This window comes from Pseudomonas sp. WS 5059 (genome assembly GCF_012985525.1).
Classification (GTDB): domain Bacteria; phylum Pseudomonadota; class Gammaproteobacteria; order Pseudomonadales; family Pseudomonadaceae; genus Aquipseudomonas.
The window spans coordinates 559,532-583,316 of the sequence record NZ_JAAQWO010000005.1; the positions used below are offsets into that span (position 1 = coordinate 559,532).

The 23,785-nt window shown below is 62.2% G+C and carries 26 protein-coding genes; 9 read left to right on the top strand and 17 right to left on the bottom strand.

Features of this window, described 5'->3' with window-relative positions; translation table 11 throughout:
• Window positions 1-124 precede the first annotated feature (124 nt).
• The 5 genes from HBO12_RS17865 to HBO12_RS17885 all read left to right on the top strand — a co-directional run bounded on the left by HBO12_RS17865 (window position 125) and on the right by HBO12_RS17885 (window position 4,893).
• Window positions 125-805: a response regulator gene (locus tag HBO12_RS17865; RefSeq protein ID WP_169952538.1), complete on the top strand. Its 681-nt coding sequence runs from the start codon at window positions 125-127 to the stop codon at window positions 803-805.
• On the top strand, window positions 805-2,124 hold the full coding sequence (locus HBO12_RS17870; RefSeq protein ID WP_169952536.1) for an ATP-binding protein: 1,320 nt from the start codon (window positions 805-807) through the stop codon (window positions 2,122-2,124). The genes HBO12_RS17865 and HBO12_RS17870 overlap by 1 nt, the downstream gene beginning before the upstream one ends.
• Window positions 2,125-2,247: 123 nt before the next feature.
• Window positions 2,248-3,021, top strand: coding sequence for an N-acetylmuramoyl-L-alanine amidase (locus tag HBO12_RS17875; RefSeq protein ID WP_170042840.1), 774 nt, complete (start codon window positions 2,248-2,250; stop codon window positions 3,019-3,021).
• 155 nt (window positions 3,022-3,176) lie between these two features.
• The gene (locus HBO12_RS17880; RefSeq protein WP_170042841.1) at window positions 3,177-4,589 is read left to right on the top strand and encodes an aspartate aminotransferase family protein; all 1,413 of its coding nucleotides are present in this window, start codon (window positions 3,177-3,179) and stop codon (window positions 4,587-4,589) included.
• A gap of 79 nt (window positions 4,590-4,668) precedes the next feature.
• Window positions 4,669-4,893, top strand: a complete 225-nt coding sequence (locus tag HBO12_RS17885; RefSeq protein WP_170042842.1) for an MbtH family protein — start codon at window positions 4,669-4,671, stop codon at window positions 4,891-4,893.
• Between the two features lie 609 nt (window positions 4,894-5,502).
• Here HBO12_RS17885 and HBO12_RS17890 read toward each other — a convergent pair.
• The 13 genes from HBO12_RS17890 to HBO12_RS28805 all read right to left on the bottom strand — a co-directional run bounded on the left by HBO12_RS17890 (window position 5,503) and on the right by HBO12_RS28805 (window position 16,199).
• Window positions 5,503-6,426, bottom strand: coding sequence for a metal ABC transporter solute-binding protein, Zn/Mn family (locus tag HBO12_RS17890; protein WP_170042843.1), 924 nt, complete (start codon window positions 6,424-6,426; stop codon window positions 5,503-5,505).
• Window positions 6,426-7,325: a metal ABC transporter permease gene (locus HBO12_RS17895; protein ID WP_169957238.1), complete on the bottom strand. Its 900-nt coding sequence runs from the start codon at window positions 7,323-7,325 to the stop codon at window positions 6,426-6,428. Before HBO12_RS17895 ends, HBO12_RS17890 begins: the two co-directional genes overlap by 1 nt.
• Entirely contained in the window at window positions 7,322-8,068 is a 747-nt protein-coding gene (locus HBO12_RS17900; RefSeq protein ID WP_170042844.1) for a metal ABC transporter ATP-binding protein, read from the bottom strand. Before HBO12_RS17900 ends, HBO12_RS17895 begins: the two co-directional genes overlap by 4 nt.
• Entirely contained in the window at window positions 8,065-8,985 is a 921-nt protein-coding gene (locus tag HBO12_RS17905; protein ID WP_029300635.1) for a metal ABC transporter substrate-binding protein, read from the bottom strand. Before HBO12_RS17905 ends, HBO12_RS17900 begins: the two co-directional genes overlap by 4 nt.
• Window positions 8,986-9,019: 34 nt before the next feature.
• Complete coding sequence (locus tag HBO12_RS17910; RefSeq protein ID WP_170042845.1) at window positions 9,020-9,595, bottom strand: DUF6162 family protein; 576 nt, start codon at window positions 9,593-9,595, stop codon at window positions 9,020-9,022.
• On the bottom strand, window positions 9,592-9,921 hold the full coding sequence (locus HBO12_RS17915; RefSeq protein ID WP_169957232.1) for a hypothetical protein: 330 nt from the start codon (window positions 9,919-9,921) through the stop codon (window positions 9,592-9,594). The genes HBO12_RS17910 and HBO12_RS17915 overlap by 4 nt, the downstream gene beginning before the upstream one ends.
• Window positions 9,918-10,457, bottom strand: a complete 540-nt coding sequence (locus HBO12_RS17920; RefSeq protein ID WP_169957231.1) for a thiamine pyrophosphate-binding protein — start codon at window positions 10,455-10,457, stop codon at window positions 9,918-9,920. Before HBO12_RS17920 ends, HBO12_RS17915 begins: the two co-directional genes overlap by 4 nt.
• Complete coding sequence (locus HBO12_RS17925; RefSeq protein WP_169957229.1) at window positions 10,457-11,665, bottom strand: PepSY-associated TM helix domain-containing protein; 1,209 nt, start codon at window positions 11,663-11,665, stop codon at window positions 10,457-10,459. Before HBO12_RS17925 ends, HBO12_RS17920 begins: the two co-directional genes overlap by 1 nt.
• 272 nt (window positions 11,666-11,937) lie before the next feature.
• Complete coding sequence (locus HBO12_RS17930; protein ID WP_169957228.1) at window positions 11,938-12,393, bottom strand: VOC family protein; 456 nt, start codon at window positions 12,391-12,393, stop codon at window positions 11,938-11,940.
• Window positions 12,394-12,548: 155 nt separating this feature from the next.
• Window positions 12,549-13,652 (bottom strand): sigma-54 interaction domain-containing protein, encoded by a 1,104-nt coding sequence (locus HBO12_RS17935; RefSeq protein WP_170042846.1) that lies wholly within the window; start codon window positions 13,650-13,652, stop codon window positions 12,549-12,551.
• Window positions 13,653-13,660: 8 nt separating this feature from the next.
• Window positions 13,661-14,848 (bottom strand): acyl-CoA dehydrogenase family protein, encoded by a 1,188-nt coding sequence (locus tag HBO12_RS17940; RefSeq protein ID WP_170042847.1) that lies wholly within the window; start codon window positions 14,846-14,848, stop codon window positions 13,661-13,663.
• A gap of 119 nt (window positions 14,849-14,967) precedes the next feature.
• Entirely contained in the window at window positions 14,968-16,113 is a 1,146-nt protein-coding gene (gene ssuD, locus HBO12_RS17945) for an FMNH2-dependent alkanesulfonate monooxygenase (RefSeq protein ID WP_170042848.1), read from the bottom strand.
• 20 nt (window positions 16,114-16,133) lie between these two features.
• Window positions 16,134-16,199, bottom strand: coding sequence for a (2Fe-2S)-binding protein (locus HBO12_RS28805; protein ID WP_463671617.1), 66 nt, complete (start codon window positions 16,197-16,199; stop codon window positions 16,134-16,136).
• Window positions 16,200-16,367: 168 nt separating this feature from the next.
• Here HBO12_RS28805 and HBO12_RS17950 point away from each other — a divergent pair, with 168 nt between their 5' ends.
• The 3 genes from HBO12_RS17950 (at window position 16,368) to HBO12_RS17960 (ending at window position 19,865) form a co-directional block, all read left to right on the top strand.
• Window positions 16,368-16,637: a hypothetical protein gene (locus HBO12_RS17950; RefSeq protein ID WP_170042849.1), complete on the top strand. Its 270-nt coding sequence runs from the start codon at window positions 16,368-16,370 to the stop codon at window positions 16,635-16,637.
• Between the two features lie 221 nt (window positions 16,638-16,858).
• A complete protein-coding gene (locus HBO12_RS17955; RefSeq protein ID WP_170042850.1) occupies window positions 16,859-18,019 on the top strand; it encodes a cysteine desulfurase family protein in 1,161 nt (386 codons plus the stop codon).
• A gap of 37 nt (window positions 18,020-18,056) precedes the next feature.
• Window positions 18,057-19,865: an aminopeptidase P family protein gene (locus HBO12_RS17960; protein ID WP_170042851.1), complete on the top strand. Its 1,809-nt coding sequence runs from the start codon at window positions 18,057-18,059 to the stop codon at window positions 19,863-19,865.
• Between the two features lie 44 nt (window positions 19,866-19,909).
• Here the strand turns inward: HBO12_RS17960 and HBO12_RS17965 are convergent, their stop codons facing one another.
• Window positions 19,910-20,500, bottom strand: a complete 591-nt coding sequence (locus tag HBO12_RS17965) for a 2-hydroxychromene-2-carboxylate isomerase (protein ID WP_169957220.1) — start codon at window positions 20,498-20,500, stop codon at window positions 19,910-19,912.
• A 36-nt stretch (window positions 20,501-20,536) separates the two neighbouring features.
• A complete protein-coding gene (locus HBO12_RS17970) occupies window positions 20,537-21,268 on the bottom strand; it encodes an SDR family oxidoreductase (RefSeq protein WP_170042852.1) in 732 nt (243 codons plus the stop codon).
• Window positions 21,269-21,358: 90 nt separating this feature from the next.
• Here HBO12_RS17970 and HBO12_RS17975 point away from each other — a divergent pair, with 90 nt between their 5' ends.
• On the top strand, window positions 21,359-21,919 hold the full coding sequence (locus tag HBO12_RS17975) for a TetR/AcrR family transcriptional regulator (protein ID WP_170042867.1): 561 nt from the start codon (window positions 21,359-21,361) through the stop codon (window positions 21,917-21,919).
• Between the two features lie 4 nt (window positions 21,920-21,923).
• On the opposite strand, the gene HBO12_RS17980 is transcribed toward HBO12_RS17975, so the two are convergent.
• Window positions 21,924-22,205, bottom strand: coding sequence for a hypothetical protein (locus HBO12_RS17980; RefSeq protein WP_170042853.1), 282 nt, complete (start codon window positions 22,203-22,205; stop codon window positions 21,924-21,926).
• Window positions 22,206-22,374: 169 nt separating this feature from the next.
• Window positions 22,375-23,262, bottom strand: coding sequence for a threonine/homoserine exporter RhtA (gene rhtA / locus HBO12_RS17985; protein ID WP_170042854.1), 888 nt, complete (start codon window positions 23,260-23,262; stop codon window positions 22,375-22,377).
• Between the last annotated feature and the right edge of the window lie 523 nt (window positions 23,263-23,785).

Here is a 23,785-nt window from a genome sequence, read left to right on the forward strand (position 1 = left end):
GATTAACCGATGATTAACCGGGCTATTCTAGAGTGTAGGGATTTTCAAGGCGCGCATCTTTTGCCGGCATAATGCGTGCTTAATCCGCCCTCCTTTAAATCAGCATTTTTGCAAAGGGTTCAGCATGCACGTACTGGTCTGTGAAGACGATGACCTGATTGCCAGTGGCATCGTTGCCGGTCTCGGCGCCCAGGGCTTTACGGTCGAGCGCGTAGCCACGGCCGCGGCGGCGCGGGCGATGCTCAAGGCGGCGGAGTTCGACATCATGGTGCTCGACCTCGGCCTGCCGGATGAAGACGGCCTCAAATTGCTGCAGCAACAGCGCAGTGCGGGGCTGGAGATCCCGGTGCTGATCCTCACCGCGCGCGACTCGGTGACCAACCGCGTCGACGGCCTGCAAGCCGGTGCCGACGATTACCTGCTCAAGCCCTTCGACCTGCGCGAGCTGGCTGCACGCTTGCAAACCCTGTTGCGCCGGGTGGCCGGGCGCAGCGTCAACCTGATCGAGCATGGCCGGCTGAGCTACAACCCCAGCAGCCGCGAAACCTTGCTCGGCGGCCAGCCGGTGGACTTGTCTCGCCGCGAACAGGCCCTGTTGCAGGCATTGCTGCACAACCGTGGCCGGGTGCTGTCCAGCGAGCAGCTCAAGGACAGCGTCTACGGGTTCAACGATGAACTGGAAAGCAACGCCCTCAACGTGCATATCCACCACCTGCGCCGCAAGTTGGGCAACGGTATTGTCGAGACCGTGCGCGGTCTGGGCTACCGCCTGGGCCCGGCGGATACTGGAGACGACGCCTCGTGATGAGCCTGCGCCTGCGTCTGACCTTCAAGCTGGGCGCCGCTTTTGTGCTGATCTGGGCGCTGGCGGCGGCCTGGATGCTCAACGACCTGCGCAACCAGATGATGTTTTCCCTGGACCAGCGCCTGGTGGCCTCGGCGCGCATGGTGGCCGGGCTGATGGAGCAGATGCCGGGCCTGGCCAGCGTGGGCGAGGGCAAGCGTTTTGGCGCCGAACAACTGAATGTGCCCGGTGGCATGGCGTGCCAGGTCAGCTCGTTGCGGGGTGAAGTGCTGGCCCGCAGCCACACCACGCCGGATCAGGGGTTGGAATCGCGGCAAAGTGGCTTTCGCGACCAGATCATCGACGGCGCTGCCTGGCGCAGCTTTACCCTGGCCCGGGGTGATTTGTTCATCACCACCGCCGACCGTCAGGTGGAGCGCGAGGCGCTGAACATGTCGATCCTGCTGGCGGCCTCAGTGCCGGTGGGCGTGGCCTTGCTGGGTTGCCTGTGCCTGTTGTGGCTGGGGATCGGCCAGAGCCTGGTGCCGCTCAACCGCATGCGCGATGCCTTGATGCGGCGCAGTGCCGACTCCCTTGAGCCGTTGCAGATTCACCCGTTGCCCAGCGAGCTCAAGCCGCTGCTCGACACCCAGAACCAACTGTTGCAACGCATCGCCAAGACCATCGAGCGCGAGCGCCGGCTGACCGGCGATGCCGCTCACGAGCTGCGCAGCCCGCTTACGGCCATCAAGACCCACCTGCAAGTGGCACGCATGACCGACGGCGCCGCCCGCGATCAATCCCTGGCCCATGCCGAGGAGGGCGCCGACCGCCTGCATCGCACCCTTGAGCAGTTGCTGCTGTTGGCGCGGGTCGAGGGCAGCCTGTCGTTTGATGACGGTTTGCAGTCCAGTGCCGAACAGGTGGCGCGCCTGGCGATCCAGGACGCCAACGCCGGCGACAACCGCCGCATCGACCTGATCCTGCCGGACAACCTGCCCCAGGATCCGGTGGAAATGCCCGTGGGCCTGGCGGTGGCGGCCTTGCGTAACCTGCTGGATAACGCCCTGCGCCATACCCCGGCCGATACGCGGGTGGAGTTGAGCGTGTTCACCCAGGGCAATCAAGTGGTGTTTCGCGTGCGCGACCATGGCGCGCCGATCTCCAGCGAAGACCTGCAACACCTGACCCAGCGTTTCTGGCGCAATGGCAACAGCGGCGGTTGTGGCCTGGGCCTGGCCATCGTGCAGGCGATTGTCCAGCGATGCTCTTGTTCCCTGGCCTTCGACAGCCAGCCCGACGGCCTGCGGGTCGACCTGGGGATGCCGCTGCGGCGCTGATCCTTGCTTGCATACACATAACTACCGCCATCCTGGGGCCCGACGCTTCAGGATGGCGGCAATTTTTGTGTTTGCAGGTTTGCCGGCTGAATGACTCAGCCTGTATTGAAAAGGACAGCGCCTATGTTGGTCATCGATTCCACTTATCCAGCCAAAGATTTTAATCAACGCAATGGTGAAGCCGTGCGCCAGGTGGTGGTGCATTACACCGCCGCGCCCTTTGCCTCCTCCCTGCGCACCCTGACGCAGCAGGGTGTCAGTGCCCATTACCTGTTACCCGCCCCCCATGAGGCCAGCTATCGAAGTGCCGGCTACGACGAATTGCGGGTGTTCCAACTGGTGGATGAACGCCAGCGCGCCTGGCATGCAGGCGCCAGTCATTGGGCGGGTCGCGATAACGTCAACAGTCGCTCCATCGGCATCGAGATCGTCAACCTGGCCCGCGATGAGTGTGGGGTGTTTACCTTTCCTGCCTATGATCCGCAGCAGATCGCCGTGCTGATCGCGCTGCTGCGCGACATTTGCGCCCGTCATCCGCAGATCGGCGCCACCGATATCGTCGGCCATTCGGATGTGGCGTTCTGGCGCAAGAGTGACCCGGGGCCACGATTGCCCTGGCACGGTTTGTTCGAAGCGGGCATTGGCGCCTGGTTCGATGTACAGGCCAAAAGTGCCTATGAGCGGCGCTTTCGCATGGGGTTGCCCCAGGAGGTGGAGGTCGAACGGGCCTTCCAGCGCTACGGCTACGCCCCGGCGAAAAACCGCCAGGCGTTCCAGCAGCGCCTGCGTGCGTTCCAGATGCACTTTCGGCCCGCCGATTATCGTGGGCAACTGGATATCGAGACCTGCGCGATTCTGTATGCACTGAATGAAAAGTACACCAGTGCCGGCGAGTGACCGGCCATTTGCCGGTTTTTCACTGAGCCGGGTGTAAATCCTCACGCCGCTGAAGCGTTTCCAGAACAGGAAATCCGTGCGCACGCCCTTTGGGGGCCAGACGTCAACGGGTTGGCAGTTTGGTCACCATCATCAGCGTATTGAGGGATCTAGAGATGTCAGTCGCTACCAGTCGCATTGAAGATTTGCAGGTGTCGGCCAGCCCGACGCCTGCGGAAGCGCTTTACCAGTTCGATGAATCGCCGCTGCTGGCCCGCCAGCGCCAGCAGGAATCCAATGCCCGCAGCTACCCACGGCGCATTCCCCTGGCGCTCAAGCGGGCCAAGGGTATTTATGTCGAGGACGTTGAAGGTCGCAGCTTCATCGACTGCCTGGCCGGAGCCGGCACGTTGGCGCTGGGGCACAACCACCCGGTGGTGATCGAAGCGATCCAGCAGGTGCTGCTCGACGAGTTGCCGCTGCATACCCTGGACTTGACCACGCCGGTCAAGGACCAGTTTGTGCAGGACCTGTTCGGCCTGCTGCCAGCGGAACTGGCGCGGGAGGCGAAGATCCAGTTTTGCGGCCCCACCGGCACCGACGCGGTGGAAGCCGCGCTGAAACTGGTGCGTACCGCCACGGGGCGCAGCACGGTGTTGTCGTTCCAGGGCGGTTATCACGGCATGAGCCAGGGCGCATTGAGCCTGATGGGCAGCCTGGGGCCGAAAAAGCCGTTGGGCGCCTTGCTGGCCAATGGCGTGCAATTCTTGCCATTCCCTTATGACTACCGCTGCCCGTTCGGCCTGGGTGGGGCAGAGGGAGTCAAGGTCAACCTGCACTACCTGGAAAACCTGCTCAACGACCCGGAGGCCGGCGTTTTGCTGCCGGCGGCGGTGATCGTCGAAGTGGTGCAGGGCGAAGGCGGCGTGATCCCGGCCGACCTCGATTGGCTGCGCGGCCTGCGACGCATTACCGAGCAGGCCGGCGTGGCGTTGATCGTCGACGAGATCCAGAGCGGTTTCGCTCGCACCGGCAAGATGTTTGCCTTTGAACATGCCGGCATTGTTCCGGATGTGGTGGTGTTGTCCAAAGCCATTGGTGGCAGCTTGCCGCTGGCGGTGGTGGTGTATCGCGAGTGGCTCGACACCTGGCTGCCGGGCGCCCATGCCGGGACCTTCCGCGGCAATCAGATGGCCATGGCGGCCGGCTCGGCGGTGATGCGCTACCTCAAGCAACATAACGTCGCCGACCACGCGGCGGCCATGGGCGAGCGCCTGGCTGAACACCTGCGCATCCTGCAGCGGGACTTCCCGCAACTGGGGGATATCCGCGGGCGCGGCCTGATGCTCGGGGTAGAGCTGGTCAACCCCAACGGCACGCCCGACGTCCAGGGCCACCCGCCGGTCCATCGGCAATTGGCGCCGCTGGTGCAACGCGAATGCCTCAAGCGCGGGTTGATCCTGGAGCTGGGCGGGCGCCATGGCGGCGTGGTGCGTTTCCTGCCGCCGCTGGTCATCACCGGGGCAGAAATCGACCGCGTGGCAGAGATCTTCGGTCGGGCTTTGGCAGCGGCTGTGGCGAGCCTCTAATTTTCCTGCACCGCTATACGTTCCTACATACATCAGCCACGCGCAGTGCGTGGCAGCCTTTAAGTGACGGAGAACCGCAATGACCTCAGTATTTGACCGCGAAGACATCCTGTTCCAGGTGGTGGTCAACCATGAAGAACAGTACTCCATCTGGCCCGACTACAAGGCCGTGCCAGAAGGCTGGCGCACCGTGGGTAAAAGCGGGATCAAGAAAGAGTGCCTGGCCTATATCGAAGAAGTCTGGACTGATATGCGCCCGCTGAGCTTGCGCCAGAAGATGGATGCGCAGGTTGTTGCTGGCTGAACACAAGCAAATGTGGGAGCTGGCTTGCCTGCGATGGTCGTTAACGATGACGAATGAATACCAGATACTCTGATGTGTTCTTTCGGGCGTCATCGCAGGCAAGCCAGCTCCTACAGGGGAAAGCAGCTTCGCGCTCTGGCTTTGCTGTTGCTCTGCTTTTGATCTGGCTTTTGATCTTAAGCGCCCCGTTAAACCACGCTGGCCGCAGGTAGGTATTGCGTAGTGGGCACCCCGGCATGGATGCCGGGGTAGCCGCGACACGGCCATGGATGGCCGATCGCGGCGGGCCCACGGAGCAATGCCTGACTGCGGGCATGCCGAGCCTAGGCGAGGCACCGAGTGGTGGGGCAAGAGTGTTTTGCTTACTTTTGCGCTTTACAAAAGTGAGCCGCCGTAAGGGCGGAACCAATAGCCGCCGTTACCGCCGCAACGGATATGTACACAAACCCAATAAGCACTAGATAAAAGAGTTGTGTAGATACCTATGCCGCGATGGCTGACTGTCAGTCGATACATTAGTTGACTGATACACCGCCATCGCGGGCAAGCCCGCTCCCACACAACCCCGCTCCCACATAAGCTCGCACACACAGGGGTATTGCCTTGCTTTCAGGGCACCAAGGCCTTGATCACCTGATCCACATTCCCTTCCAGTTCGGCCACCGGGTCCGCGCCGTCAGTACCCAGCACCAGCAACTTCGCCCCCCCTGCACTGATAGCCGCTTTCACCGCCTCAGCCGGTTGACGATGGTGCAGCACTAACGCCGCGTCGTTGTCCTTCAGGCTGGTCGTCAGCGTTTGTAGCGCCTGCGCAGACCACTCGGCATCCGGCCGTGGATCGGTGCTGAGCAACTCCAGGTTCAACCCACTCACCAGATAAGCAAAATGATCGCTCAGGCTGACCACGCTCAGGTTGTCGGCCTGGGCCAGGCGCGCCTCGCTGTCAGCCGTCAGCTTGAGCAGGCGTTGCTTGAGGCTGGCCAGGTTGCTGTCGATTTGGGCCTTGGCGCCGGGCGCCAGGCGGCTCAGGTCGGCGGCCATGACATCGGCCATGCGCCCCAGGTTGTTGCTCGATTGCCACGGCTGGCTATTGAGGCCATCCACCGTCCCCGGTTGCAGGGCCACGCCCGGCAAACCGCCGTCTACCGGGCGGGCGGCGTCCACTTCGACGATGCGGATATTGCTGCGCCGGGCCACCGGGTACAGCGGGTCGTCCGGCCACAGCGAACGCAGGCCGATGGCCGCGTCGGCATCCAGCGCCAGGGTATGCAAGGCCGGCGCGCCACGCCCGGTAAAGTACGAGGTCTGGCGCGAGCCCGGCAGGTTGGCCGGTGCCGCGCGTTCAAGCTTGACCTGGGTGCCCTTGAGCAGGGTTTCGGCCAGCCCGAAGGTCACGGGCAGGGCCGCCAGGACTTTGACCGGCTTGGCGGATTGAGCTGCCACCGGCAGCGGTTTGGCGGTGCCGGCCGCCAGCAGCGGGGTGCTGATCAGGCAGGCGATGGCCAGGGCGAGGGGGCGTAGAACAGGGCGCATTATCCGAGATTCCCTTTCAGGCTGGGGACCGTGCCGCGCGCGATGGCGGCCAGGGCGAAGGCGATGCCGGCGACGAGGATGATCGCGGCGCCGGACGGGATTGGCAGGTCGAAGATGATCGGCAGCAAAATCCCGCACAGGGTGCTGAGTGTGGCGATCACCACCGAGATCCAGAAAAAACCCTTGAGCGACTGGCTCAACAGGCGCGCCGCAGCGGCCGGGATCACCAGCAGGGCACCCACCAGGATCGCGCCGATGACCTTGACCGCCGCCACGGTGATCAGGGTGACGAGGATCACGAACAGGTAGTCCAGGGTCTTCACCGCCACGCCACGCACGGCGGCCAGTTGCGGGTTGAAGCTGGCGAGCATGATGCGGTTGTACAGCGGCAACGCCAGGGCCATCACCAGTGAGCCGACAACGGCCAGCACCAGCAGGTCATTGCCGTTGACGGTCAGGACCGAACCAAACAGCACGTTTTCCAGGATGTGTACGTTGATCTTGCCCGCCAGGATCAGCAACAGGCTCGCGCCCAGCGCCAGGGACACCGAGAGGAACACGCCGATCAGTGTGTCCGGGGCCAGGCCGGTGCGATTGCGCAGGTAGTTGAGCAGGATGCCGAACAACAGGCAGTAGCCGAACAGGCTGCCATAAGGCCCGGTGTAGGGTTCCCCCAGCAGAATGCCCACGGCCACGCCGGTGAGTGCGGCGTGGCCGACAGCTTCGGAGAAGAACGCAAAGCGCTTGACCACCACCAGTGTGCCCAGGCCACCGAGTACCGGGCCGATCAGCAGGCCGGCGAGCAGGGCGTTGACCACAAACCCATAGGCCAGGGCTTCCGGCAGGTAGCCGGACGAGGCCCAGCCCTGGACCATCAAGCGAAAGGCTTCGTAGCTCATTGGGCTGCGCTCCGTGGGTGGGTGGAAAACAGCGTCAGCAGGCGCTCCGGGGTCAGTGCCTCCTTGGGCGTGGCGTCGAACAGCAAGCGGCGGTTCAGGCCGGTGACGCGATCTGCCAGGCGGCCCACGGCCTCCAGGTCGTGTTCGATCCACAGCACGGTAATCCCCGCCTGGCGCCAGTCGCCCAGCAGGCGTTCGAACACCTGGATCCCGGCTTCGTCGAGGGCCGACATCGGTTCATCGAGCACCAGCAGTTGCGGCGCCGGGATCAAGCCCTGGGCCAGCAGCACACGCTGGCGCTCGCCGCCGGACAGCGCGCCCATCCGGCGCTTGCGCTTGTCTTGCATGCCCACGCGCTCCAGCGCCTCGCCAATCGCCCCGGCGTAATGCCGGGACACACCGAGAAACGCCGGGCGCCGCTGGCACATGGCAGCCATGAAGTCGTCAACGGTCATCGGCAGGCCACGGTCGAACTCCAGGGCCTGGGGCACGTAGCCGATGGTGCCGGGAGTGTTCGGCCAGTGCAGGCTCAGTTGGCCCTGGTGTGGCGTCTGCCCCAGCAGGGTCTTGATCAGCGAGCTCTTGCCGCCGCCGTTGGGGCCGACCAGGGCGTGGATACTGCCCGGTCGCACCTGGAAGCTGACGTTATCGAGGATCGCGGTACGGCCCAGGGTCAGCGAGACGTTATCGAATTCAAGCGTCGGGCCGATGCTGGCCACGCTCAGGTGTTCAGCCGCCGTCATGCCCCCGACTCCTGGATGGCCCGGACCACGGTGTTGAGGTTGCCGGTCATTTCCACTTCGTACTTCTCGGCGCTGTATTCACCGTAGGAAATATGCGACAGCGGGTACAGCTTGACCCCCGACTCACGCTGGATGGTATCGACGTAGGAGGACGGGAAATCCATCTCCGAGAAAATCACTTTCACGTCCAGTTCACGCAGTTGGTCGATGGTCTTCTTCAGTTGGCTCGGGCTTGGCTCAATGCCATGGGCCGGTTCGACCACGGCGGTCACTTCCAGGCCGAATTCACGCAGCAGGTAGTCGTAGGCGGCATGCACCGTGGCCACGCGCAGGTCGGCGTTGGGCGCGCTGGTGAGCTTGGCCAGGGCATCGGCACGCATCTGGCGCAGGCGCTTGCCATAGGCGCGGGCGTTCTGGGTGTAGGTCTTGGCGTTGTCCGGGTCGAGCTTGCCCAGTTCCCGGGCGATGTTGTTGACCTGGGCGATAGACGCGCTGATGGACAGAAAGGTGTGCGGGTTGACCACCTTGCCGGCGCCACGGGCCGCGTTGCCGGTGGCGGCCAGCAACGGCACGTTGGCGTTGGCTTCGATCACCGGGATGTCCGGGCGCTCGCTGGTGGCGATCATGCGGTCGGCAAAGTCGTCATGGCCGACGCCATTGAGCACGATCACGTCCAGGGTGCCAATGCGCTTGATGTCTTCGGCGCGCGGCTCGTAGGCGTGGGGGTTGAAGCCGGCCGGAATCAGCGGCACCACTTCGGCCTTGTCGCCGACGATATTGGCCACGTAGCTGTAATAAGGATGCAGGGTGATACCGATACGCAGGCGCTTGGCCGCCTCGGCATTGGCCAGGGGTGTCAGCAGGACGCTGAACAAGCCCACCAGCAGCAGGCGGAGCAAGGGAGATGACATAGACATGGGTAATCGATCTTCTCTCGGAAACAGCGTGAATTCAGTGGCGATGCTGGCGGGTGACGCCAGCGTCGAATTGCGCAACGACCTGCTGCCAGCCAGCGGCGATCAACCCCTGGTCGCTCAGGTCGGTGGGGGCAGCCAGGTTGGCGCTGCGGTTGAGCCAGATATCCGGCTCGGCTCCGTTGACGCGCATCAGCAGCGAACCGCTGGTGTCATTGGCCTGGCTCAAGCCCAGGTACGCCGAAGGCGCCAGCAACTGCCAGCGATGGTCGCCACGGCTGACCGAACTGGCGTCCTGGGCGAAGGGCGCGAAGCCTTCTTCGGCCAGTTGCGCGGGCGTCGGCAGGGCGCTGTGTTCCTGCTCCAGCAACTGGATTTCATCCAGGGTCACCCGCAGGTCGGCGTAGATACCTTGCTCGGCGGCGCTCAGGTCACGGCGCGCGTCCAGTTGGTGGCTGGCCACGGCCTCGACGGTCTGGGTTTCGCCATGCAGGGACACCACGGTGCCGGCGACGGCCAGGATGATCAGGCACAGCAGCAGGACGTAGAGGGTTTCATGGCCGGCGCCGGCGGGCCGGACCACCTGGGTGCTGCCTGGGCTCGTGCCGGTCATGGTGCCTGGATATCCGCTTGGTCGATCTCGACAACATGGCCGGGACCGGCGTCAAACAGCACGTAGAACTCGCTGGCAGGTTTCTTGAAGGTCAGCGTCGAGTCGGCCCCCAGCTTGCCGGGCACCAGGATGGTCTCGTCGTAGCCGATCACATCCAGGGTCACGCCGGGCGCGCCACTGCCGTCGGAAAAACCGCCAGTGCACTGGATCTGCTCGCCGGGGATTTCCTTGCATTCGCACATCGGGTTGTGGGCCAGGGCGTAGTTGCTCGCACCCAGGCTGAGGATCAGCGCGGCGCAGGCGCGGGTCAGGCGCAGTAAAGTCATGGTTTAACTCCTTGCTTGTTCAACCAGGCGACGGTGGCAGGCGATGCCTGACTCAAGGGAATGGAGGCCTGCTGCATGCTGCCGTCCCAGCCTTCCATGGTGATCCACAGTTCGGCGTCGGGTGGGGTGCGTTCAGGGATGGGCAGGGCGGCGCCCATGCGGTACGGGGTGCCGAAGAAAATCACCCCGGCGGCCCGCAGGCTGCGAGGCTTGCCGATGCGCAGGTAGGTGGCCTTGACCTGCTCGCCACAGGTGGCGCACAGGGCGGCATTGAAGGATTTCATCGGCCCGGCCGGATTGGGGCGGGGCGCTTCATTACGCAGCTCGGCCAGGGTGATGCTCCACGGGCCGACCTGCACTTCGCCGACCTCGCGCTCACCCAGGCCACTGTCGCCGCGAAACAGCGCGGCGTCGGCAAAGTACTTGGGCATAAAGCCCAGGGGTACCAGCAACAGCAGGATATTGATGTGGAAGCGCCATTTGAGCCAGAAGGCGCGCAGCGGCGAGGGCGCCTGAACGGTGGTGGCCTTGCTCATTATTTGCCCTCCGAGGTTTCAGCCTGCATGGCGCCGACAGGATTGGCCGGCGCCGTGTTGCGCGGGGCCTTGGCGCTGCGCTTGAGAGCGTGCAACGTGGCCAGGGCGGTGCGCTTGCTCCAGATCAACAGACCGCTGAGCACCATCATGCTCAGCAACAGGCCGAAGAAGAACCACACCAGCTTGATCCAGATCCCGCCGAAGTCGCCGGTGTGCAGCGGGCGCATGGATTCGGTGACGAACTCCAGGCCCGAGCGGTCCGACAGCAGGTGCGTGGCGGCGATTTCACCGTTGTAGGGGTTGATGTCGGCGGTCTGGAACATCAGCGGGTACCAGCCGCGGCCGCCGATGCTCAAGTGGCTGTAGGCATTGCTCGGCAGGCCGACGAAGCTGACTTCGAACCCTGGGATGCGTTGGGTGGCGATGTTGATGGCATCGTCCAGGGCAATCATGGGCGGCGGTACGCCTGGGGCCGACAGCGGCACCTTGTCCCGGGAAATCACCGGCACGATGGCCTCGCTGGAGATGGTGATCTGGTTGTCCGAAAGAATCGCCTGGATCATGAACCAGGTGCCGGTGATGGAAATCACCGCGATAAACCAGATCGACCAGATGCCGCTCAGGCGGTGGAAATCGCCCCAGAAAATCCGCGCCCCATGCTTGAAGCGCAGGGTCGGCTTGAAGAAACCCTTCCAGAACCGTTTGTAGACCACCAGGCCCGTGACCAGCGACGCGAGCATGGGCAGCCCGAGGAACGACACCAGGTACCAGCCCCAGCTAAAGCCATTGGTGAACGGCACCAGCCACCAGCCATGCAGGGCGCGGGTGAACTGGCGGAAGTTGAACGACGGGCTGATGCCCTGGATAACCCCCGTGTACGGGTTGACGTAGACCGCTACGGAGCGGCCGTCGGGGTAACTGATGTCGACGTCGAGGGCAAAGTGCGACTCATCCGGGCGGACGATGGACTCGACAATGGCCTTGGGCTCGGCCTGCTTGATCGCGGCGAGGATCTGGTCGTAGGTGAGCAGTTCGGCATCGTCCGACGGCTTGCTGGCGCGCATTTCCGGGTTGACCAGCCAGACGATTTCCTGGCTGACCACCGCCAGGGTCCCGGTAACGCACACGATCAGTACGAAGAACCAGATGGGCAACGCCAGCCAGCTGTGTACGAGAAACCAGAGTTTGGAGCGTGACTTCTTCGACATGTCTATGGGGGTCTTGATCGGAGGGGGGCAGAGGAGGCCCGGGAAAGGCCGGTCGTAGCTTTTGCTTACGCGACGGGCTGTATCTAAGTTAAGACGGATGAGAATCGCAAAACCCTAAGACGCAAATGAAAGCAAATGTTTCCGATGCGCAACAAGCGCCCTGTAGGCGCTGGTTTGCCAGCGAAAATCTCCAGCGATAACGCTGGGTATTGGCTGCCCCGCGTTGTTCCCGGGTTTTTCGCCGGCAAGCCGGTTTCTACAGGTGATGGGGGTTATGCGAACAGGTCCTTGGCGCGCTGGCGAATCTGTTCCTCGGTCAACTCCTCTATATGGGTGGCGAGGAACCAGACATGCCCGAAGGGGTCCTTGAGTGTCCCAGAGCGGTCGCCGTAGAACTGATCCTTGGGTTCGGAAATCGCGATGGCGCCTGCCGCGATCGCCTGTTTGTACTGGGCGTCGACGTCCTTCACATACAGGTGCAGGCCAACGCTGGTGGGGTGCGCTCCTGGGCTGGCGAAGGCCATTTCATCGCAGGGCGAGGCCAGCATGATCGGCGAATCGCCGATGCGCAATTCGGCATGGCCGACCTTGCCGTCGGGCATGTCCAGGCGCATGAAAACAGTGGCATCGAAGGCTTTTTTGTAGAACTCGATGGCTTGCGCGGCCTTGTCGATGCCCAGGTAGGGCGTGATGCTGTGATAGCCCTCGGGGATAGGTTTGACGCTCATGTCGCTCTCCTTGAAGGTTGCCAGGGGCCGGTTTTTCCGGTCTTTTCACTATAGGCCAGGTCTTTGGTGGCCTCTGGCTAGCCGACGACTGTCACGGCTCCCTGAACATTTCATCAAGCAGCGGCGCGCACGAATGCACCGAGCGCAGCGCCAACCTATATCGATAGGTGCAACATGCGTTCGCCCTGCAGGTTTGCCCCTGGGCGGCGCTTGTTGACCGCCAGTTCGCCGATTTTGATCAGGCGGGTGCGCGTGATATTGCGGCTCAGGCCCAGCAGGTTGGCGGTGTGTACCTGGTTGTAGTGGCTGAAGCGGTAGGCTGCGCGCAGCAATGCGTCTTCGACCTTCTCATGCAGGGCGCCGGCCTGTTCGTCGAACAGCTTCTGGAAGGCCCGCTCCAACAAGGCTTCGGCGCTGTTGTCGACACCGTGCTGGCTATCGTCCTGGCGCTCGATGCGCATGTTCGACAGGCGCAGGTCATCGCGCTCGATCACGCCATTGCGGCATATCAGCAAGGTGTGATGAATGACGTTTTCCAGTTCGCGAATGTTGCCCGGCCAACTGTAGCTCTTGAGCTTTTGCTCGGCCTCGGGGCTGATGGTGATGGGGCCGTAGCCCAGGCGCTGGCTGTAGGCGTCGATAAAGTGCCGGGTCAGGGGCAGGATATCGCCGGGGCGTTCGCGCAACGGGCTCAGTTCCAGGCTGACCACGTCCAGGCGGTAATACAGGTCCTCGCGGAAATGCCCGGCGTTGATGGCCTTTTCCAATTGCACGTTAGTCGCCGCCAGCACTCGCACATCGATGGCAATGCTCTTGCGTGAGCCCAGGCGCACCACTTCGCGCTCTTGCAAAACGCGCAGCAGCTTGACCTGGATGGCCATGGGCAGGTCACCGATCTCATCGAGGAACAGGGTGCCGCCGTCGGCCTCTTCGAACCAGCCGGCCTTGGCGCTGAGGGCACCGGTGAACGCGCCTTTTTCATGGCCGAACAACTCCGCTTCCACCAGGGATTCGGAAAACGCCCCGCAATTGACCGCCACGAAGGGCCGGTTGCGCCGGGCGCTGAGGTTGTGGATATGGCGGGCCACCAGCTCTTTGCCGGTGCCGGTCTCGCCGATGATCAGCACGCTGGCTTCGCTGGGGGCCACTTGCTGGATATGCGCGAGCAAGGCCTGGGATTTCGGGTCTTCGAAGACTTGCGCGGTGGCGCGAATCGACGTGGCGAGGGCGGGCGAGGGCGGGAGGGTCAAAAGCTGCATGGGCACCTCTAGGAATAGAACGTTGGCGTGGGCAGGGACTGGTTCAAGGCCCAGTCGCCCAGTTCGTGGAGTTTGTAGTCCACCGGGTCGTGCAGGCTTTGGGTGCGCAGGTTGCGCCAATGGCGATCCAGGCGCAGCGAGGCATGGGTGGAGCGGGCGCCGGTGACTTCAAACAGGCGGCTGCACAGCTCCAGGCCGTTGCGGGTGGCGGCGACCTTGGCCGTGGCGATGGCAATCGCCAGTTGCCCGCGCTCCTGTTCATTCAAGGCCGGGCCCTTGTCCCAGGCCTGGTCCAGCAGCTCGGCGGCCCGCTGCACCAGCAGGCGCACGCCTTCCAGCGCGACCCAGAACTCGCCGTAGTGGTTGAGCACATATGGGTCCTGACGCACATCCTGGACGGTGGATTTGTGCCAGGGCCGGGTCTCGGCGAGGGTGTAGTTGCGCGCTTCTTCAAACGCGCCTTCGGCAATCCCGAGGAACATATGGGTGAACGTCAATTGCGCAATCAACGGGCGTAGGCAGGCAAAGGGCGTGCTCAGGGGGCCGGGGTCGAGCAGCAGTTCAGATTCTTCGACCCGCACGCGTTCGAAGCTGGCGCTGCCGCTGTCGGTCTGGCGTTGGCCGATACTGTTCCAATCGTTGTGCACGGTGATGCCACTGCGCCCGCTAGGGATGGCGGCGATCAACAGCTTGCCGCCGGCGCTTTCATCCACCGCCGAGGCGATCAACATTTGTGAATCGCTGGCGCCGGAGCAGAAGCTTTTTTTGCCGGAGAATTCGCGCCAGCCGCCAAAGTCCTTGACCACCGTACGGGTGTCCAGCGGGTTGAGGGCGTTGCCCCAGAACCAGTGCTTGCGGGCGGTCTGCTCGAACCAGGGTTGCCATTGTTCCGGGCGGGAAAACAGGCGCACGGTGGCGAGCATCAGATGATGAAAGCCGAAGACATGGGCGATGGAGCTGTCGACCTTGGCGAACTCGCGCACGATCTCCAGGGTTTCGCTCCAGCGTGCGCCAAGGCCGCCGTACTGGGTGGGAATGCTCAGGGCCAGCAGGCCACTGTGGCGCAGGGCATCGCGCTCAGCCTTGGGCGTGCCGCCGCGCTCGTCACGCTCCACGGCGCTGAGCGCGAACTCGGCGGCCAGCAGCTTGGCGGTCTGCAGGGGGGACGGCAGGACGCTATGGGGTTTGGCTGTCACGCGCAGCTCCTGAAAAAATCAAATGCACTGAAGGCCCACTGTAGGAGCCGGCTTGCCGGGGATAGCGGTGTAACTGACAAATCGCCATCGCCGGCAAGCCGGCTCCTACAAAGGTTGGTTCAGGCTTTGGCGGTGGCAGGCAGTACATCGTTGGCAATCATTTCGCCGAACGGCCCGGTGAGGTTGGTGATGCCGCGTCCGGCCAGGCTGGCGTAGGGTTCGGGCAGCAGCGGGAACACCAGTTCGGCAAAGCGATAGGCCTCTTCCAGGTGCGGGTAGCCGGAGAAGATAAAGCTCTCGATGCCCAGGTCGGCGTATTCCTTGATCCGCTCGGCCACTTGCTGCGGGTTGCCCACCAGGGCGGTGCCGGCACCGCCGCGTACCAGGCCGACGCCGGCCCACAGGTTGGGGGCGATTTCCAGGTTGTCGCGCCGCCCATCGTGCAGGGCGGCCATGCGGCGCTGGCCTTCGGAGTCAAAGCGCGAGAAGGATTTTTGCGCGGCGGCAATGGTTTCGTCGCTGATGTGCTCGATCAGCCTGGCTGCCGCTTTCCAGGCCTCGTCTTCGGTGTCGCGCACGATCACATGCAGGCGAATGCCGAATTTGACGGTGCGCCCATGGCGCGCCGCGCGTTCACGTACATCGGCGAGTTTTTCCGCGACAGCTGCCGGTGGTTCACCCCAGGTCAGGTACACGTCCACCTGTTCGGCGGCGAGGTCGTGGGCGGCATCGGACGAACCACCGAAATACAGCGGCGGGTAGGGTTTCTGGACCGGCGGATAGAGGGCCTTGGCGTTCTGCACCTTCAGGTGTTTGCCTTCAAAGTCGACGGATTCGCCCTGCAATACCCGACGCCAGATTTTGAGGAATTCATCGGTCACCTCGTAACGCTCGCTGTGGTCGAGGAAGCTGCCGTCGCCACGGTTTTCATCGGGGTCGCCGCCGGTCACCACATTGATCAGCAGGCGGCCATTGGACAGGCGGTCAAGGGTGGCGGCCATGCGTGCGGACACGGTGGGCGAGATGATCCCAGGGCGGATCGCCACCAGGTAACGCAGGCGTTCGGTCAGGGGCACCAGCGCCGAGGCAATCACCCAGGAGTCCTCGCAGGAACGGCCAGTGGGAATCAGCACGCCGTGGTAACCAAGGTTGTCGGCGGCCTGGGCTACTTGTTTCAGATAGTTGAGGGTGACCGGGCGAGCGCCTTGGGTGGTACCGAGGAAATGGCCGTCGCCATGGGTCGGAAGGAACCAGAAAACATCCATGACAAGTCCTTGAGCGATGTTCAACAGAGGGTGTCGCCTGGCCAACGGTTGTGTAAACAACAGTTGCGGCGTTCGGGGACCGTTATAGAGCGTCTTGTTTATTCCGTAAACGAACGTATTTCTCTATTTATAGACCTGTAAAGAATATGCAGGATTGGCTGATAGCGACTATCACAGCGGATGATTTTTCCCTGGGAGGGGGCAGGAGTAGCTTGTGTTCATTGCCTTGACGCCCCATTCGCCGGACCTTCGCCATGAACCACTCCCTCTCTGTTGTCTTGTTATTGATTGCCTCTTTCCTTGCCGGTTGTGTCGCCCAGCCAGGCCCCGAACTGCGCCCGTATACCGCCGAGGAAACCAGGCAGTTGGCGATGGAGGGGCTCAATCGTCGTGGTCTGTCGTTTGACGAATATCAACAGAAGAAAGCCGAGCTGGCTGGCCGGTTGCAGAAGCCGTTTGGCTTTGATCGCCAGGGCGAAATGAATGCCGAACGCAACGTGATGTTGCATGACCGCCCCAGCTAAAAGCATTGGCTGTGGTCCCGAGCCCGAGGTTCCCCGCAGGAACTTCGGGCTTTTTGTTTTCCATCCTTTTCATCGAGCCTGTTAAGCTCAATTTCAGGAGCGTTCCTACGCACTTTTAAATTCTTTAACGGCATCCGATCGGGTTAACCTGACGATCTCTGTACTGATCGCTGCCCCTGGGACGCTGCTCTCGGGAACATGCTCTGCGGGTCTTTAACGTCATGAATAAACGTCCTTTGTATTTCGACTACGCCGCCACCACACCGGTGGATGAGCGGGTCATCCAGGTCATGGTCGAGTGCCTGGGTTTCAACGCCAACTTTGGTAACCCTGCGTCCAGCTCCCATGCCTTTGGCCAACAGGCCCGGCACACGGTCGAGCAGGCGCGCCGGCAGGTGGCGGAACTGGTGGGGGCCGAGGCCGAACAGATCGTCTGGACTTCAGGCGCTACCGAATCCAACAACCTTGCGCTCAAGGGTGTGGCCCAGGCGCGGGGTGTGGCCGGTGGCCATATCATCACCAGCCAGATCGAGCACAAGGCGACCCTGGATACCGCGCGCCAATTGCAGGAAGCCGGGATTGCCGTGACCTACCTGGTGCCGGACAGCGAGGGCCTGATCACCGCCGAGGCCGTCAGCCAGGCACTGCGGGAAGACACGTTCCTGGTGTCGTTGATGTTGGTCAACAATGAATTGGGTACGCTCAACGACATCCCGGCCATTGGCGCGCGGGTGCGTGAGCATGGGGCGCTGTTGCATGTGGATGCGGCGCAGGGCGCCGGCAAGGTCGAGATCGACCTGGCGCGCTGGCCGGTCGACCTGATGTCGTTTTCTGCACACAAGTTGTATGGCCCCAAGGGTATCGGCGCGTTGTATGTCGGGCCGCGGGCGCAGCAGAACGTCACGGCGCAGATCCACGGCGGCGGCCATGAAGGCGGGTTGCGTTCGGGCACCCTGGCAACACACCAGATCGCCGGCATGGGCAGCGCCTTCGCGTTGGCGGGGCAATTTTTTGCCGAAGAGTCGGCGGGTATTGTCGCCCTGCGCCAGCGTCTGCTTGAACAATTGCTGAGCATTCCCGGTGTGCGCCTGAACGGCAGCGCCACCCAGCGCATTCCTCACACCTTGAGCCTGACGTTCAGCGAAGGCGAGTTCAACTCGGCGGCCTTGAGCGCCGGTATCGCGTTTTCGGCGACCTCTGCCTGCAATTCGGCAAGCAATGCGCCGTCCCATGTTCTGCTTGCCCTCGGGCATGATGCGCGCAGCGCCGGTCGCACCATTCGCCTGAGCCTTGGGCGGTTTACCACCGCGCAGGATATCGATCAGGCGGTGCAATTGATCAAGCGCTCGCTGGCCAGCGCACCGGCCTTCTGGGCAGTTTGAAACACATAACAATTATGAGTGGTTAGCAGGAGACATGATGACTACGCAGCCTTTGACCCATGGAACGGTTCCCCAGCGCCTGGCGCATACCCGCGAGTTGATGAAACGGGAGGGCATCGATGCCTTGCTGGTGCCATCGGCCGACCCGCACCTGTCCGAATACTTGCCGGGCTACTGGCAGGGGCGGCAGTGGTTGTCGGGGTTTCATGGGTCGGTCGGTACGCTGATCGTCACGCCTGATTTTGCCGGGGTCTGGGCTGACAGCCGTTACTGGGAGCAGGCGAGCAAGGAACTCAACGGCAGCGGCATCGAGTTGGTGAAGCTGCAACCAGGGCAGCCCGGCCCGCTGGAATGGCTGGGTGAGCAAACCCCGGAAGGCGGCGTAGTAGCGGTGGACGGCGCGGTGATGGCCGTTGCGTCCGCCCGCACCCTGGGCGGCAAACTGGCTGAGCGGGGGGCGCGCCTGCGGACCGATATCGATCTGTTGAACGAGGTCTGGACCGACCGTCCGGCCCTGCCAAACCAGCCGATCTATCAGCACCTGCCACCCCAGGCCACGGTCAGCCGTGGCGAAAAGCTCGCGGCACTGCGCGCCAGCCTCAAAGAAAAGAACGCGGATTGGCATTTCATTGCCACCCTGGACGACATCGCCTGGCTGTTCAACCTTCGCGGTGCAGATGTTTCGTTCAACCCGGTGTTTGTGTCATTTGCCCTGATCAACCAGCAGCAGGCTACCCTGTTTGTGGCCCTCGGCAAGGTCGATGCCCAGTTGCGTGGGGTGCTGGAGCGCGATGGCGTGACGCTGCGTGACTACAGCGAAGTGTCCGCGGCCCTGGGGGAGGTGCCGAGCGGTGCCAGCCTGCAGGTTGATCCGGCACGCGTGACCGCAGGGTTGCTGGATAACCTGGCCAGTGGGGTCAAGCTGGTGGAAGGGCTCAACCCGACCACGCTGGCCAAGTCCTGTAAAAGCTTGGCGGACGCCGAGCATATTCGCCGGGCCATGGAGCAGGATGGCGCGGCCTTGTGCGAGTTTTTCGCCTGGCTGGACTCGGCCCTGGGCCGCGAGCGCATCACCGAGTTGACGATTGACGAACACCTGACGGCCGCGCGTACGCGGCGCCCGGATTACGTGTCGTTGAGCTTCAATACCATCGCCGCCTTCAACAGTAATGGCGCAATGCCGCACTATCACGCCACTGAAGAAGAGCATGCGGTCATCGAAGGTGATGGCCTGTTGTTGATCGATTCGGGCGGCCAGTACCTGGGTGGTACCACTGATATCACGCGGATGGTGCCCATCGGTACGCCGAGCGAGGAGCAAAAGCGCGATTGCACGCGGGTGCTCAAGGGGGTGATTGCCCTGTCGCGTGCGCAATTCCCCAAGGGCATCCTCTCGCCTTTGCTGGACGCCATCGCTCGCGCGCCGATCTGGGCCGAAGGCGTGGATTATGGTCATGGCACCGGGCATGGGGTGGGTTACTTCCTCAATGTCCATGAAGGCCCGCAGGTGATTGCGTACCAAGCCGCAGCCGCGCCGCAAACCGCCATGCAGCCGGGCATGATCACCTCCATTGAACCGGGTACCTACCGCCCGGGCCGTTGGGGCGTACGTATCGAGAACCTGGTGCTCAACCGAGAGGCGGGCAAGACCGAGTTTGGCGAGTTCCTCAAGTTCGAAACCCTGACGCTGTGCCCAATCGATACCCGTTGCCTGGTGCCGTCGTTGCTGACGACCGAGGAGCGGCAGTGGTTCAACGACTACCATGGCGAGGTGCGTCAACGTCTGAGCCCGTTGCTCAGTGGCGCTGCGCTGGAATGGTTGCAGCTGCGCACGGCCGCTATATAAGGACCGGCCGCTCGCAGGTGTGGCCTGCGAGCGGCTTGCAGATTTTAACTCAAGGCTTCGCGGACAAAGTCCAGGCGATCCTGGCCAAAGAACAGTTGTTGATCGACAAACAGGCTCGGCGCACCAAACACGCCACGGGCAATCGCCTCTTCGGTCTTGCGCTTGAGGGCGTCCTTTACGTCCTCATCCTGAGTCAGCTCCAATACCTTTGCCGGATCGAAGCCGTGTTCCGTCAGGACTTGCGCGACGACGGCCGGATCACCGAGGTTGCGCCCCTCCACCCATAACGCCTGGAACAGGCAGTCGATGAAGTCGACAAAGCGCTCTGGCTGGCGTAGCTGAATGCCGGTGACGGCGCGCATCAGCGTCAAGGTGTTGATGGGGAAGTGCGGGTTGAACTTGAGGGGCACATCGTAGCGCCTGGCGTAGCGTGCCAGGTCTTGCAGCATGTAGCGACCCTTGGCCGGGATGGTGATGGGCGAGGCGTTGCCGGTGGCCTTGAAAATGCCGCCCAGCAGGATGGGCTGGTACACCAGTTGGCTGCCGGTTTCGCCACAGATTCCGGGCAGTTGGGTGTACGCCAGGTAGGTGGTGGGGCTGCCGAGGTCGAAGAAGAATTCCAGGGTTTTGCTCATGTCGGATGCTCGCTGCTTATTGTTATGTAGGCGTGCTTACCAGGTTTCGTTCCAGGGGCGCAGGTCCAGCTCGAAGGTCCAGGCATCCCGTGGCTGGCTGTGCAGGTGCCAATAGTTATCGGCGATATGCGCGGGATCAAGGATGCCGTCCTGGTCCTTGAGGGCATATTTGCTGGGGAAGTTGTCGCGGATGAAGTCAGTGTCGATGGCGCCATCCACCACCACGTGGGCCACATGGATGTTCATCGGGCCCAGTTCGCGCGCCATGCTTTGGGCCAGGGCGCGGATGCCGTGCTTGGCCCCGGCGAAGGCGGCAAATCCCGCTGCGCCGCGCAGCCCGGCGGTGGCACCGGTAAACAGGATCGTCCCGCGCCGGCGCGTCACCATGCGCTTGGCCACTTCCCGGGCATTGAGGAAGCCTGAGAAGCAGGCCATCTCCCAGATCTTGAAATATTTGCGCGCAGTTTCTTCGAGGATGCTGCACGGCACGTTGGCGCCGATGTTGAACACGAATGCCTCAATCGGACCCAGCTCGTGTTCGATCTGCTCGATCAGCGCGATCACCTCGTCCTCCTTGCGTGCATCGCAGGCAAAGCCATGGGCTTCGCCGCCGGACGCCTGGATGCTGTCCACCAGGGGTTGCAGCTTGTCGGCACTGCGCCGGGTGACGCAGGCGACATAACCTTCACGGGCAAAACGCTTGGCGATGGCGCCGCCTGTAGCATCGCCTGCACCGACGACCAGTACGATTTTCTTATTCTCAGTCATGGCAGATCCTTGGGTAAACGATCGTTAACTAAACGAACGTTATGCTACGATTCGACAGGCGTCAAGGTCATGTATTTTGGGGGAGAGGCAATGCGCTATTCAGTCAGTCACAAGCAGCAAACCAGAGACAAGCTTCTGCAGAGCAGCGCGGCACTGGCCAAGAAAGAAGGGTTTGCCAGCGTTGGTGTAGACGGCTTGATGAAAGCCATTGGCTTGAGTGGGGGCGCGTTCTATAGCCACTTTTCCTCCAAGGATGCGCTGTTCGGTTCAATCGTCGAGCGCGAATTGAGCCAAAGCCTTGAGCGTTTGGGGGCGGGGGAAGTGCAGAGTCGCGAGCGCCTGGGGCGGTGCCTGAAGATCTATTTGAGCATGGCCCACGTAGAGCAGGTGCAGGACGGGTGTGCGTTGCCAAGCATGGGGGCGGATATTGCGCGTGCGGATATAGCTGTACGTCAGCAGGCGCAGGCGTGGATCTGTCGGCTGCAGGCCAACTGGGCGCGGACGTTGGAGAGTGACAGCCTGGCCTGGGCCATTTTGTCCCAGTGTGTGGGGGCGCTGGTGGTTGCCAGGATGATGGTTGACCCGCACGTTCAAGCGCAGGTGCTTTCATCGAGCTATAAAGAGCTCAGCCAGAGAATCACCCAGCAATGAGCTCTTACTTGCAGAGCACTATCATGCTGCGGCTGGTATAGCCGGCAGGGTTGATACCGAAGGGATAATCACCCGGCTCTTCCGTGTTGTCGCTGGACTTGGCGATGACCCGGTAGCCCTTCTTGCCGCACGAATTGGCTGCGCTGGTGTAGCACTGGTCCCAGGAGGAGGACAGGCCAGAGCAGTTGATATGCAACCCTTTCTTTCCGCGTTTGACTTCTGTCTTGGTGGTCGCGGCACACCCAGCCAGGGCGATCACGACAAACACTATCAAAATTCGCTTCATTACCATCCTTAATAGCCGCGCCGTTGGAATGCCCGATGCTGGCTTTGCTCGCTCTCAAGTGTAGCGTCCGTGGATGTCCCTATTCGAAAATCTCCATGACTGACACTGAGTTACAGACTAAACATGGCCTAATTGAGCGGCAAATACCAGAGCTTCGTTAAATCCTGTCTCAATCTGCCGCGACGATTGGCTTCGACTGGCTGCGCATGGTCAGGGTAGCGCCGACGGAGGCCATGATAATGCAGGCGATCGCCAGCCATTGCGCCAGGGACAGGTATTCCTGGAGGAAAAACAGCCCCGAAAGCGCGCCGAATGCGGGCTCGATACTCATCAGGGTGCCGAAGGTGCGTGCGGGCAGTCGGGTCAGGGCGACCATCTCCAGGGTATAGGGGAGGGCGGTGGAAAGAATCGCCACGCCAATGGCGATTGGAATCAGCGAGGGTGTCAGCAGTGCGCTACCGGCGTGAACGATCCCGATAGGGGCCACGAACAGCGCGGCGATCATCACGCCGAGGGCGGCGGTCTGGACGCCGTTGTCTGCGCCGGCCTTCTGCCCGAACAAAATATAGAGGGCCCAGCAGATGCCCGCGCCCAGTGCGTAGGCGGCGCCGGTCAGGTCGATGCCTTGGCTGGCTTCACCAACCGGTATTAATAGCAGCAGGCCCACGATGGCCAGGGCTATCCACAGGAAGTCGACAGCGCGGCGCGAAGCATAGATGGCTACGGCCAGTGGGCCGGTGAATTCCAGGGCTACCGCGATACCCAGGGGAACGGTGCGCAATGACATATAGAAGAGGAAGTTCATGCCGCCCAGCGCCATCCCATACACGATGACGGTGCGCAGTGATTTGGCGGTGAGTTTTGCGCGCCAGGGACGAAGCAACAGCAGCATGATGATGCTGGCAAAAACCAGGCGCAGCGTGGTGGTGCCTTGGGCGCCGACAATCGGGAACATACTCTTGGCCAGTGAGGCGCCCGACTGGATCGAGGCCATGGCAATCAGCAGCAGGCCGACGGGGAATAGTGCCGAGCCCAGGCTGCGGGATGAAGTGGTCATTGGGGGTGTTCGTCCAGGTTCATATAGAGGCAGAAGGCACTATGATGATCAACTGCCACTAATTGAGCAATATATTGCTCAATTAGTGGGTTCTTCTCTCTATAAAGAGAGGGTTCTGAGGGGGTTCGGGGGCTTCGATAGATAAATTGAATTAATGGTTGACGGCAGATTCTAGAAGCCTATAATTCGCCCCACTTCCGGCGCAGTCGAAACGGAAAACTCCTTGGTAAACAATGAGTTATGTGTTTTTCGGCAGCAGGTTGCTTCAGTTCATCGAAGCCAAAAGGAAGTTGAAAAAGAGGTGTTGACAGCAGCGTGTAACGCTGTAGAATTCGCCTCCCGCTGACGAGAGATCGAAAGCGCAAGTGGTTGAAGTTGTTGAGGAAAATCTCGAAGCTTCTGAAAATAATCACTTGACAGCAAATGAGGCTGCTGTAGAATGCGCGCCTCGGTTGAGACGAAAGATCTTAACCAACCGCTCTTTAACAACTGAATCAAGCAATTCGTGTGGGTGCTTGTGGAG